We start from the raw sequence: 13425 nt of genomic DNA, 5'->3' as shown, positions 1-13425 counted from the left end.
TCTATTTAATCATTACATTATAAATTTTAATAGATGAAAAATCCTTTTCAATTGTAGGATAAATCTCATTTGGGAAAATTGTACTAATTGTGAAACTCTGTTTAGATTTAGATTTTAAAAAAGAATTGGCATAAGAGATTAATTTACGTTTCAAAGACCTAATAATTCTACCTTCCTTATCAATATAACCAATTTCAATCTCCAAATTTTTAATAACATCTTTTGAGGAATTGAAAACTTCTATAACAGTATTTGCCTTGCAAATCCCAAAAGACTTTTTAAAATAATTTCCAATATATTTAAATTTCAATATAAAAGAATCTGAGTCAAGATTTACACCAATTTTATCATCAACATTTTTAAAAAAATCAACTTCAATAATATCTAATACTACTTTTTTAGGATTAACATCAATAGCTCTTGGTATACTTGATATAACATCAATTGGAATATAAACATTTTTACCCCATTTTGGAGAAAAATCACTTTCTTTGTCAAAAACCTGATTAAACACAGATCTGCCAAGATCATCGTAAATTGTAACTCTGTAGGAAATCTTTTTAACAGGATGCTCTTTTGAGACAACCCCTGCTTTAAGCTGATACAAATGAGCATCTTCAAAAACTAAAACTTTAGCATCCTCTATTTCTATGTAATATGAGTCTTTAGAATCTGAAATAAGATTAGCAGCTTCAACTACTAAATCCGTAGCCATAGTAATAGGGGGAAGACCTTGCGATATTAAAGGAGAAGTAAATTGTTCTTTTAAAGACGCCTTACCGTTTACATTTACACCAATGAAACTCTGAAAAGATCTGTAAGTAATCAAAGAAATAAAAAATATTAAAATAGAGCTCAAGGCTAATATTAACATTCTGCTCTTTGACTTCTTAGATTCATAATAGTCAATTAAATCTAAATCATTTCTTATACCAAATTCTTTTGCTTGTAAACTTACATGAATCATTTTTTTTTTAGATTCTTTAGTATTTAACTTATCGGCAATCTCTTTAAAAAGAAAAAAAAATAAACTAAACATTGACTTATCATGAAGAGAATAAAAATAGATAGATTCAAGCTCTCTAAAAGCAACATCTATCTTTCCCACATCAACAAATCTTTTGACTCTCGCATAAGACCTTTTAAAATGAAATCCCATATTTTCAATATCATTATCAGAAATATCTGATATTTCAATAATATTTTTAATACTCTTTTTGCTTAAAATTTTACTTTTATACTTTTTAAGTTTTGATAAATAAATCTTAATTCTATCTTCAGATGTTTTACTATTATTCATTATCTTCTAATTCATCAACTTTTTTTAAAAGCCAATAAGCAATATTTCTGGCAGTAGTTTTTGTAATAGAAATTCCTATAAAAGAGTTGATTAATACTATTTTTTCCTCTTCTCCGCGCTTCAATTCTTTTGAGGCCTCTTCTAAAACACCCTCTTTGGTTTTTGTGTAAGCAATCTCCTCAGAAATCTCTGTAGACTCGAAAACAAGATCACAAAAAATCTCCCCTGTATTAGTTACATTCCCATAAATATTATTAACAGGAACCAATTTATAATCTTCAGCTTTTTCAAACCTATAAATTATTTCTTTCATATAAACGAGTATATCATAATCAAAAAGCATAGCCAATAAACAAAATTTATACAAAAAAATAAACTTCAATTTTTAAAAAAATGATTATTAATTAATAATCATTTTAAACTTTGTTTATGCAATAAAAAATAATGCTATAATGATTAAAAGCTAAAAATTAGAACAAAGGAACTTTTAAGGATTATGGATTTCAAAAAAATAAAAAGCAATGCAGAAAAGGTCAAGTTTTTAAGGAAAGATTTTCCTATTTTAAACAAACAGTTTGATAATAAGAATATAATTTATTTTGACAATGCAGCAACCTCTCAAAAGCCTAAAAAAGTAATTTATTCTAGCATTGAATATTATGAAAATTACAACGCAAATGTACATAGAAGCGGCCACAAATTTGCAATTCAATCTAGCATAAAAATTGAAAAAACAAGAGAACTTGTAAAAAATTTCATTAATGCAGAATCTTCAAAAAATATAATATTTACCTCTGGAACTACGGATGGAATTAACACCATCGCAAGCTCATTTTTTTACTCAAAATACTTTAAAAAAAAAGATGAAATTATTCTTACAACTCTTGAACATAATAGTAATTTGCTGCCATGGGCAAAGCTTGCAAAATTAGCTAATCTAACAATTAAGTTTGCTAAATTCAATGAAATGGGAATTATTACCCCCGAAGAAATTGAAAAACTTATTACAGAAAAAACAAAGCTTATAAGCATTTCAGGAATAAATAATACCTTGGGAACAATGAATGATTTAGAATCTATTGGGAAAATCGCAAAAAAATATAATATAAGTCTTTTTGTAGATGCTGCACAAATGGCGCCGCATATAAAAATAGATGTTAAAAAAATTGGCTGTGACTTTTTGGTATTTTCTGGACATAAAATGCTTGCTCCAACAGGAATAGGAATTTTATACATTTCAAATAATATGGCTGAAAAACTTGATAGCCCAAAATTAGGAGGAAATACTGTAGAAGAAATATTCATAGAAAATGAAAAAATTAAATTTAAATCACTTAATACTCCCAATAAATTCGAATCAGGAACTCCAAATATTGCAGGAATTATTGGGCTTAAAGAGGCAATAAAATATATTAATAATATTTCTATGGATTTCATTTTAGAACATGATCAGCAATTAATAGAATATGGAGTAAAAAAATTACAAGAACTTGATGAGGTCGAATTTTTACTAAATACAAATCTTAAAAGAAATTCAATAATATCATTTACAGTAAAAAATATTCACTCACATGATATTGAAACATATTTAGATACAATTGGAATAGCAACTAGAGCCGGAAAAACTTGTTCTTATGTAGCATTTTTCCCAGAAAATTTAAATAAAGACCATCTTTTAAGAATTAGCTTTTATTTTTATAATACACAAGAAGAAATTGATACTTTTATATTGGGATTAAAAAAAGTAATAAAAGAGCTTTCATAAAAATATGAAAAATAAAAATCATAACAAAGTTGATCAAAAATCTTTCTTTTTGATTAACTTTAATTTTAGGATTAATAATCATTATTTCAATCTTTAAAAATCTAAAAACAATTTAAGCTATGTTTTAAAAAATTTTTATTTAAAAATCTTCATATTATTTTTTATTATTGATTTAATAAATTAAAGAAAATAAAATAAAATTATGCTCACTGAAGAAATTAAAAAAAAATTAATAAAGCTTAGCAAAATAAATAATTACATAATACATAAAGTAGAAACAAACCAAAATTTTAAACATCAATCTAAATGTGGAGATCAAATTTTGTTCCAAATCATAGAAGCAAATAGCGGAAAATTTAATTTAAAACATCATGCATCTGGATGCATGATCTTACTTGCAAGCGCCAACGCTTTAAACAAGTTGTGCAATAATAAACCAAAATCCGAAATAATAAGCTTAGTACAAAAAGTGATAAACGGTGATTTTGAAAATCTAGAAGAAATTGACACAAGTTTAAAAATTTTTAACATATTTACAAATACAAATAGAAAAGACTGTTTCTTACTGCCATACAAATCATTAAAAGATAGTTTGGCAAACTACAAGCCTTTAAGGAGAGTTATTAGATGAAAATCTATTCACACTCATCAATTGGATATGAAGGAGAACTAATTGAAATTGAAATAGACCTTAAAAAAGGAACTTCCGGAATCGATATTGTGGGGCTTGCTGGAAACGAAATTAAAGAATCAAGAGAAAGGGTAAAGTCGGCTATTAAGAATTCAAATTTTCATTTTCCTAAAGATAGAATATTAATAAATCTTGCACCAGCTGGAATTAAAAAACTTGGAACAGCTTTTGATCTTTCGATTGCTATTAGCATCATTAAAATCCAGGAAAACACAAACAATAAAAATTTAGAAGTCTTAATATTGGGAGAATTGCAATTAGATGGCAAAATAAGATCAATAAAAGCGGTTTTACCAGCCATTGCTCTTGCCAAAGAGAAGGAAATAAAATTTGCAATAGTTCCCTTTGAAAATTTAGAAGAAGCTTGTCTAATAGATGGCTTGAATATTTGGGGGGTTAAAGATTTAAAAGAAACTATAAAAATAGTAGAACAATTAAACGACAATATTCTTCCCCCAAGAACAAATATTAAAGCACAAAAAACAATTAAACAAGATTGTATTTTAGACTATGACTTTAAAAATATAAAAGGACAACAAAGAGCAAAAAGAGCAATTGAAATAGCAATTGCTGGTGGACATAACATCATGTTATTTGGTCCACCTGGAAGCGGAAAAACACTTAGTATTAAGTGCGCTCAATCTATTCTTCCTCCACTTACAAACAAAGAACTTATAGAAACAAATAGAATATGGTCAATATCGGGAAAATTAATAGACAGAAAGATAATAAAACAAAGACCTTTTAGAAATCCTCACCATACTGCTAGTAAAGAAGGAATAATTGGGGGGGGGCCCAATCCTTTACCTGGGGAAGTATCTCTTGCCCACAACGGAATATTATTTCTTGATGAGGCTTTAGAATTTAAAAAATCTATCTTACAATCTTTACGTGAACCTATTGAAGATAAATCAATTTCAATCTCAAGAGCAAGTTCTAAATTATTCAAATACCCGGCCAATTTCCAACTAATGCTTGCAATGAATCTTTGCCCTTGCGGGAATCTTGGCAAAAAAAATATAGATTGTTTTTGCTCACAACAAGAAATTTCAAATTATTGGAAAAAACTTGGAGCTGCAATGCTTGATAGAATTGATATTAGGGTCCCAACAAGGGCAATTAATAATGAAAAATTACTCGGAGAAACAAGCGAAAGTTCAAGCGAAATAAAACAAAGAATAATAAAAGCAAGAAACATTCAAAATATAAGATACGAAAATTTTGCAAATATAAATAAAAATTCTGATCTTAATTCCGATCACATTGAAAAATTTTGCGAATTGAGTGCAATCTTAAAAAATGATTTGATTTACATCCTAAACAAACTAAACATATCTTCAAGAGCAACGCATTCAATACTAAAAATTGCAAGAACAATCTCCGATTTAAAGGAAGAAAAAAATATTTCAAGAGAAGCTTTACTCGAGGCAATTGAACATAGAAAAAACGGAGAAAATATGCTTGAAAAATAAAGACCCCTAAAATATTTGGGGTCTTTAAACTAAAATTCTATTTTATCAATATAGCTTTTAAGCTGATTAGCAGAACTGTTAAACTTCTCAAGCTCTTTAGGGCTTATCTTGAAGTTTAAAACTTCTTTGACTCCTTCTTTACAAACTATGGCAGGCGCTCCGATGTAAATGTCTTTAACTAATCCCCCATACTGACCATTAATATAAGAAGATATTGGAAGAATAATATTCTGATCTCCAATTATTGCATTTACAATATTCTTAATACCAAGTCCAATAGCATAATAGGTTGCTCCCTTGAGCTTAATAACCTCATAAGCAGCATTCACAACCTTTTTATGAATTTCATCGAGCTCTATCTCAGTTATTTTGCCTTCAGCAAGGTATTCTGATAAAGGCTTCATTGCTATTTTTGTTTCATCCCAAGTAGCAAAAGAACTATCACCATGTTCACCCATAATATATGAATGTATATTTTGAGTGTTCACATTCAAACGATCACTTAAAAAATATCTAAGCCTTGAAGTATCAAGAATAGTACCGGTGCCAATAACCTTGTGAATAGGGAATTTAGAATATTTCATTGTAACATAAGTCATAATATCTACAGGATTACTTGCAATGACAAAAATACCATCAAAACCACTAGATACAACATTAGTTATAATATCCTTAAAAATTTTAGAATTTTTATCAACCAAATCAAGTCTTGTTTCACCAGGCTTTTGATTAAGTCCTGCTGTAATTACAACAATATCTGCGTTAACACAATCTTTGTAAGTCCCAAACAATACATTAATATTCTTTTTTAAAAACATTTGGCCATGATTAAGGTCCATGACCTCACCTTTTGCTTTATTTTCATTAACATCAATAATTACTAGTTCATGTACAAGCGAATTGTCTATTGTCAAAGCATAAGCAAAGCTTGAACCCACCCCACCAGCTCCAATAAGAACAACTTTATTAGACTTAAGCATAAATTACTCCCATATAAATTTAAACTACAATGCACTTAATTTTAAATAAGCAATGATATAAAAATATTTTATCGCATTTCTAAGGGCTTTGCCAATCACATACCCTTAAAAATTAAAAACATATTTAATTATCATTAGATTTCAGAACCGCAAGAAAAGCGCGCTGTGGAATCTCAACATTTCCCACCATTTTCATTCGTTTTTTACCTTCTTTCTGCTTTTCCAAAAGTTTTCGCTTACGAGTAATATCACCGCCATAACACTTGGCAGTAACATCTTTTCTAACAGGAGAGATTGTCTCTCGAGCAATAACATTAGAGCCAATAGCACCTTGAATAGCTATTTTAAATTGCTGCCTTGCTATTTCATCTTTCAACTTTTTACAAATCCCAATAGCCTTAGTTCTTGCACTATCTTTAAAAACCAATTGAGACAGTGCGTCAACCCTATCCCCATTAACTAATATATCTAATCTTACTAAATCCGTATATTCATAATCTAAAAGTTCATAATCAAAAGAAGCATATCCTCGACTAACAGATTTAATCTTGTCATAAAAATCAAAAAGGATTTCAGAAAGAGGCATTTTATAAATAAGTTCAACACGCTTAGTATCAAGATAAATTAAGCTTGTCTGTACTCCTCTTTTCAATAAACACACACTCATAATATTTCCTAAAAATTCTGTAGGAACAATTATATTAGCTCTAATATAAGGCTCAAGAACACCTTCAATAGCTTCATTTCCAGGAAATTGCTCAGGACTTTCAATAAAATAAGATTCTCCCTTTTTAGGAATTATTTTGTATCTAACAGAAGGAGAAGTCAATATTACATTTAAATCAAATTCACGCTCAATACGTTCTTGAATAACCTCTAAATGCAAAAGGCCAAGAAATCCGCACTTAAAACCATGCCCAAGAGCTGATGATGAATCTTTTTCAAATGTTAACGACGCATCATTAAGCTTTAATCTATCCATTGCCTTTAAAAGATCATCATATTGATTAGCATCAACAGGATATACTGAAGAAAACACTACAGGCTTAACCTCTTTAAATCCCTCAAGAGGAGATAATGCAGGATAATCACAAAGAGTTACTGTATCTCCGATCTTCACATCTGATATATTTTTTATTCCTGCAATAAAATATCCAACATCTCCTGCTTCTAATCTATCCTTTCTTTCAAGAGATATTTTAAAAACTCCAATCTCTTCAATAAAATGCTCACTATTAGTATGCATTAATCTAATCTTATCGCCTGTCTTGATTTGTCCTTCAAAAATTCTAAAGTGAACAACAACCCCTCTATAAGAATCATAATGTGAATCAAAAATTAATGCTCTTAATGGATCCTTAACGCTTCCTCTAGGAGATGGCACATACTTACAAATAGCTTCAAGCAAATCATCAATTCCTATTCCATTCTTAGCAGAAATCGAAATAGCAATTTCTTCATTTAATCCTAAATCATTTTTTATTTGCTTTTTTACAAAATCAATATTAGCATTTGGAAGATCTATCTTATTAATAACAGGAATAATTTCTAAATCATGCTCAAAAGCCATATAAAAATTAGAAACTGTCTGAGCTTGTATTCCCTGACTTGCATCAATTAATAAAAGAGCACCCTCACAAGATGAAATTGCTCTTGAGACTTCATAAGAAAAATCAACATGGCCTGGGGTATCTACAAAATTTAACTCATAAAAATCACCATCATTGCTTTTATAGGTGATTGTTACTACTTGACTTTTTATTGTAATTCCTCTTTCTCGCTCAATCTCCATGCTGTCAAGCATTTGACTTTTAAAATCACGATCAGATATTATTTTAGCCTTTTGAATAAATCGATCAGCTAATGTCGATTTACCATGATCAATGTGTGCAATAATGCAAAAATTTTTCTTACGAATACTAATACTCACTCCCCCCTTGAACTATAAATCAAGATTTAAAAATTAACCCTTTTTTTTAAATACAGAATTTTTAATTTGACTTCTTGATTTCGCAATATAAGGAGAAAATCTTGGCGCAAGATCCACTATTAATTTCCAAGTATCTATTGATCTAAATCTATACTTACCATTAGAATATGCATAAGTAGCAACAGCAACATTATAAACTATTTCCCAAAAATCTGTAGATTCAAAAGCATTTTTTATTGCCTTATACTCATTAATTTTTTGAACAAAAGACCTTAAATTTCTAAATTGATAAACAGGTTCATAATAACAAACATAATCATACATTCTTGTTAAAATCCCTACTGCAGCTATAAGTCCGTGAGTAATTGAAAGTTCATAAGCACTTAAACGCAAATAAACTTTTGACAATAATTGATGAGTATCAATAACATTGTAATTCTTAAATCTGTAAAGATTAAAAGTAAAATCAATGCCAAAAGCCCCTCTTACTTGTTTTAAATAAGAAGTTAGATAAAATGAAATATTAAACTTATTGTTTGATGTACTATTTTCACCTTGAGAATAATCATGATAACTATAATAATCTTTTTTAGTTGAAAACTTATTTAATATGTCATTTAAATAATCAATCGTATCAACATAATTATTCTCAAGTTCAGCCATTTTGGCTAAAGAAAAAAGTATTTTTTTTTCAAAAGATTCATCTATTAAATAATCTTTGTCTTCAAAAGACTTGTAAAGGTTTAATTTTTCAAGAACAGCATTGCCAGACATACCATAAGCTACTGACAAATAATAGCTGGCTTCAGGATAAACACCTTTTCTAAGCAAAGCTTCCTGCAAATAATTAATAGCATGTGTAAGATTGGACTTACTAAATTCAGATTTTGAATAAAGGAGTTGTCTACCTTTTTCAAGTAAAATCCAATACGGAAAATTTTTATTACTTGAAGAAATCAAAGAAATAGAAAAAGGCAAAGCAAAAAAAAATAAAACCAAATTTCTCATATTCACAAACATATTAAACTAACTCATAAATTACGAGAAAATTTAACATTAAAAGAAATAATAAATAAAAATTAAACAAACTTAAATATCATTAAAAATACCATTACAAAAAGAGCAACGGATTCTATTAATCCTAAAACTAATAGGTATGTAGCAAATCCTTTCCCGGTCTCAGAAAAAGCATCACAAGCGCCTGCCGCCGCTTTACCTTGAGCAAATCCAGAAACAGCAATCGCAAAACCACCACCAATACCAGCTCCAAGTAACAACCATGGATTTGTCTGCATCATCACCTCATATAAAGTGTTCATTAAAATATATCCATATATTATTTGAGTCAATGGTGCTGAAACAAAAACAATCAATAAAAATGGTGCTGGCTTTCCTTGCATATAGCACCTCTTCCATGCTCCAATAGCGGCACTACCTGCTGCTCCCATACCCAACGCAGAACCTATTGCTGAAATTGTCAAAGCTGAATTAACTCCTATTAAACCTATATCCATAAATACTCCTTTTTATTTATTTTTTTATTTTTCTAAAAGGCTTATAAGCATATCCGTTCCATTCTTGCCCTAAATGGTTTGAAAATTCAAGCATATTAAGCCTTACCCCATGAACAATTACTGAAAGCAAAGATAACATTATATTTAAAACATGCCCAAAAAGTATAACAATAATCCCAGCTGCTATAAAACCAATATTAGAAGATTTTAATAAAGGCATTGACATAGCATTAAAACTTGCTGAGATTGAAAGTCCTGCAAGTCCAACTGCAAAAAGTCTAATATAAGATATTATATCTGCAAACGCCGACACAGTAGTTAAAAACTGTTCTATAATACCTCCAAAGCTTTTCAATATACACTTAAAAAAATTTGAACCATCTTGCTTACCAAAAACAAATACAAGCGCAACGCCCATGTATATTGCATGATAAACAGCATTATACATAGGAAATCGAGATTGACTGAGTATTAAATTCAAAACAAGGTAATAAAGGCCAGCGATACCTATAAGCCAACCAATTTGTGCAATTGAATGGATATGGGGCTTTTCTTTTACTTGTCTTAAAAAATTCCAAGCATGAGCCAATGAAATTTGCAAAACTCCTATTGAAAAGCAAATAAAGATAATATTTTGTACACTATTTTTATCTGTCAAATAACTAACTTTAAAAGAATTCAAAATAGGAAACATTTCAAGGATTAAAGGACTGCCAAACCAGGTACCAGTCATAGAGCCATAAAGTATCGATGATACACTAAGATAAAATATTAACCCATGAACTGAGGTTAAAGGCTTCCCTTTAAGGATAAAACTCAAGCTAAGCAAAATTCCTATCAAAAAAAATATCACTCCATAAGCTGCATCACCTATTATCATACCAAAAAATACAAAGAAAAATAACATAAAAATAAAACTTATATCTCTTTCTTTGTATCCAGGAATTGTCTCTAAAATATTAAAAATAGGTGCAGCTAAATTGGCAATTCCTTTTCTTTTTATATAGGTTGGAATAATATCATTTTCTTCAGGATCTGCGAATTGAACTGCAAAACCTGCTTTTAAAACTGAACTTTTAAGAGATTCTTGACTTTCAGCTGGAACAAATCCCGTAATATATGAAAAATCTTCAAAATCGGTTTGCATATCAGCTAAAACTTGCTCAAACTCTACAATTTGATCGTAATTTTTTATCTCATCTCTTAAAATGTCAATGTATTTATTAAAAAGAGAAATTTGGGTCAATTTTTGATCTAAAATCTCATCAACAACCTTTAATTTATTATTAATATAATCAAGATCAAAATTAAACTTAAATTCATCAGCAATTTCAATTTTTTGCTCAAACTCACCAACACTCACAAAATAAGAAGTGTTTTTTACATTTTTAATTAAAAGCACATCAACATTGGGATCTCTTAATAAATTTTTATATTCACTTTTTTGGATTTTAAAAAATTGAATATAAATGTTGGATTCTTTCAATTTGTTAATATACTCTAAAGAAAAATTTCCCCAAGCGGAAATCAAATTCCTTTCATGCAATAAAGATCGTTTAATATCTTGAAATTCTTTAATCTCATTACCTAAATTGACTATGCTTTTTGCAATATCTAAAAAATTTCCATTAGAAGATTTCAAAGCCTTAACGCCTCCATCTTCTCTAAGTAGCGAAAAAGCTTGCATTAAAATTCGCCGATTATCAATGCTTTTTTTTAAAGAATCTGAATTTTTATTGCAAGAGTTAATATGAACTGCTCCAAAATCTCTTAAAATCTCTAATGATTTTTTTTTATATTTTGATAAAGTCAAAAGTAAAACTTTTTTCATTTTTACAATCATAAGCTTGTTCCTATTTTTTTTTAATCAAATTAGACTTAGCAATTTTACCTCTTACAACAGCCGCTGTTTGCTGATCTCCAAGATATATATTAATTTTTTTTATATTAGCCTTAGCTGTTGGTATCATAACTTTCTCAAATAAATTAACTCTCTGAGATGTTACTCGAAACTCTTTTAAAAGCAAATCAATCTGTTTTTTTAAAATTTTAAGTTCTACATTAATTTGAATCACAATTTTAAGAGTTTCAATCCCCTTATCTACCCAATAAGGAGTAAAAAGTAAATCATGCCTTATGTCTTCATATTCAATAGAGTCGAATATAGGAATTGCAACCCCCGCGATGTTTACAGACTTTTTGATCACTGTTTTTACTTGAATCCAACTCTCAAAAGGAAATTTTTCACTAAAAAGAGAAATCCAACTAGAAATACTATCTTTAAGTTTTTGTTGCTCAAGATTTTTAGTTCTATAAGAATTCTCAATTTTAACAATTTCCACATAAAGCTGCTGTTTTTTAAGCTGCAAAGTAGGCAGATATCTCTTAAACATCTTAAGTTCATCTTTTTGCTTCTTAAGATCATTTTTGGTTAATTTAATTTTAGGCATAATTAACTAGTCTCTTTTTTAGGCCAATATTTTTCGATAAGGTCCGTTTTTATTCCCGTTTCTTTTGGACTAAAACAACTAGCAAGAATGTCCCAACCTAAATCTAAAGCCTCTTCCAATGGAATATTAACAGATAAATCCATCATCTTACTTTCAAACATGTTGCTATACTTGAGCAATTTTTCATCCCACTTGGTCATATTAAATCCCATAGCCTTCTTTTCTACAGAATCTTTTGAAGATGCATAAAGCTTAATCATTGAGTCCATTATAGTTCTGTGATCGTCTCTTGTCCTACCATTTACCATTTGCTTAAGTCTTGAAAGCGATCCAAAAGGTTCTATTCTGCCGCCCTTTAAATAGTACTGACCTTCTGTAATATATCCAGTATTATCAGGAACAGGATGAGTAACATCGTCGCCCGGCATAGTTGTAACCGCAAGTATTGTAATCGATCCTGCACCTTCAAAATCAATAGCTTTCTCATAACGATATGCAAGCTGAGAATATAAATCTCCAGGATAACCTCTGTTAGAAGGCACTTGTTCCATAGTAATAGATATTTCTTTCATTGCATCAGCAAAATTTGTCATGTCTGTAAGAAGCACTAAAACTTTTTTACCCTTGAGAGCAAACTTTTCAGCAACAGAAAGCGAAATATCAGGAACAGTTAAAGATTCAACAACAGAATCATTAGCGGTATGAACAAAAAAAATTGTTCTACTTAAAGCACCTCCTTTTTCTAAAGAATCTTTAAAAGTTAAATAATCATCATGTTTAAGTCCCATTCCACCGAGAATTATCAAATCAACCTCTGCTTGAAGTGCAATTCTAAGAAGAAGCTCATTATAAGGCTCACCAGAAACAGAAAAGATTGGTAATTTTTGAGATTCAACAAGAGTATTAAAAACATCTATCATTGGAAGCCCCGTCCTTATCATATTTCTAGGAACAATACGTTTTGCAGGATTTGCAGAAGGCCCCCCAATTTCAATCAAATTATCATCAAGAGAAGGGCCTCCATCCCTAGGATTTCCAGAACCATCAAAAATTCTGCCCAACAAATTGTCAGAAAATGAAACTTGCATTGAATGCCCTAAAAACTTTATCTCGTCTGATGTGGAAATACCTCTTGTCCCACCATAAACTTGAAGAGAAACTTTTTCTCGATCAAGCTTAATTACTTCGGCTAGAGAACTTGTATCTTTTGCTTTCACAATAGCAAGATCACCATACTTAATACCTTGAGCTGTAACAGTTATTACATTGCCTGCTATAGACTCTATTTTACTATAGACTCTTTTCATATATATATTTCTCCAA

The 13425-nt window shown here is 29.4% G+C and carries 12 protein-coding genes; 3 read left to right on the top strand and 9 right to left on the bottom strand.

Translation table 11 applies throughout. From position 1 onward, the window contains the following. Nucleotide 1 precedes the first annotated feature (1 nt). Nucleotides 2-1300, bottom strand: coding sequence for a hypothetical protein (locus BLA33_RS03875; protein WP_029346720.1), 1299 nt, complete (start codon nucleotides 1298-1300; stop codon nucleotides 2-4). Further along, the gene (locus BLA33_RS03870) at nucleotides 1293-1613 is read right to left on the bottom strand and encodes a hypothetical protein (RefSeq protein ID WP_029346719.1); all 321 of its coding nucleotides are present in this window, start codon (nucleotides 1611-1613) and stop codon (nucleotides 1293-1295) included. Before BLA33_RS03870 ends, BLA33_RS03875 begins: the two co-directional genes overlap by 8 nt. Before the next feature lie 183 nt (nucleotides 1614-1796). Between BLA33_RS03870 and BLA33_RS03865 the strand changes: the two genes are divergently transcribed. The 3 genes from BLA33_RS03865 to BLA33_RS03855 all read left to right on the top strand — a co-directional run bounded on the left by BLA33_RS03865 (nucleotide 1797) and on the right by BLA33_RS03855 (nucleotide 5228). After that, nucleotides 1797-3065, top strand: coding sequence for a cysteine desulfurase (locus BLA33_RS03865; RefSeq protein WP_029346718.1), 1269 nt, complete (start codon nucleotides 1797-1799; stop codon nucleotides 3063-3065). Between the two features lie 202 nt (nucleotides 3066-3267). Then, nucleotides 3268-3696 (top strand): iron-sulfur cluster assembly scaffold protein, encoded by a 429-nt coding sequence (locus BLA33_RS03860; RefSeq protein WP_029346717.1) that lies wholly within the window; start codon nucleotides 3268-3270, stop codon nucleotides 3694-3696. Next, nucleotides 3693-5228, top strand: a complete 1536-nt coding sequence (locus tag BLA33_RS03855; protein WP_075226524.1) for a YifB family Mg chelatase-like AAA ATPase — start codon at nucleotides 3693-3695, stop codon at nucleotides 5226-5228. The genes BLA33_RS03860 and BLA33_RS03855 overlap by 4 nt, the downstream gene beginning before the upstream one ends. A 29-nt stretch (nucleotides 5229-5257) precedes the next feature. Here BLA33_RS03855 and BLA33_RS03850 read toward each other — a convergent pair whose 3' ends face one another. The 7 genes from BLA33_RS03850 to BLA33_RS03820 form a co-directional block, all read right to left on the bottom strand. Next, nucleotides 5258-6208, bottom strand: coding sequence for an L-lactate dehydrogenase (locus BLA33_RS03850; RefSeq protein WP_014653342.1), 951 nt, complete (start codon nucleotides 6206-6208; stop codon nucleotides 5258-5260). A 124-nt stretch (nucleotides 6209-6332) separates the two neighbouring features. Beyond that, the gene (gene lepA, locus BLA33_RS03845) at nucleotides 6333-8138 is read right to left on the bottom strand and encodes a translation elongation factor 4 (protein ID WP_029346716.1); all 1806 of its coding nucleotides are present in this window, start codon (nucleotides 8136-8138) and stop codon (nucleotides 6333-6335) included. A 33-nt stretch (nucleotides 8139-8171) separates the two neighbouring features. After that, a complete protein-coding gene (locus BLA33_RS03840) occupies nucleotides 8172-9146 on the bottom strand; it encodes a hypothetical protein (protein ID WP_029361910.1) in 975 nt (324 codons plus the stop codon). A gap of 71 nt (nucleotides 9147-9217) precedes the next feature. Further along, a complete protein-coding gene (locus BLA33_RS03835; RefSeq protein WP_002556692.1) occupies nucleotides 9218-9652 on the bottom strand; it encodes an ATP synthase subunit K in 435 nt (144 codons plus the stop codon). Between the two features lie 16 nt (nucleotides 9653-9668). After that, nucleotides 9669-11495 (bottom strand): V-type ATP synthase subunit I, encoded by a 1827-nt coding sequence (locus tag BLA33_RS03830; RefSeq protein WP_075226522.1) that lies wholly within the window; start codon nucleotides 11493-11495, stop codon nucleotides 9669-9671. Between the two features lie 10 nt (nucleotides 11496-11505). Beyond that, complete coding sequence (locus tag BLA33_RS03825; RefSeq protein ID WP_075226520.1) at nucleotides 11506-12102, bottom strand: V-type ATP synthase subunit D; 597 nt, start codon at nucleotides 12100-12102, stop codon at nucleotides 11506-11508. Between the two features lie 2 nt (nucleotides 12103-12104). After that, on the bottom strand, nucleotides 12105-13409 hold the full coding sequence (locus BLA33_RS03820; RefSeq protein ID WP_029346714.1) for a V-type ATP synthase subunit B: 1305 nt from the start codon (nucleotides 13407-13409) through the stop codon (nucleotides 12105-12107). Nucleotides 13410-13425 lie beyond the last annotated feature (16 nt).

The sequence above is a fragment of the Borreliella garinii genome, from assembly GCF_001922545.1.
Lineage (GTDB): Bacteria > Spirochaetota > Spirochaetia > Borreliales > Borreliaceae > Borreliella > Borreliella garinii.
Note: the sequence above shows the minus strand (reverse complement) of the source record. Positions and strands in the feature narration are given on the sequence as shown.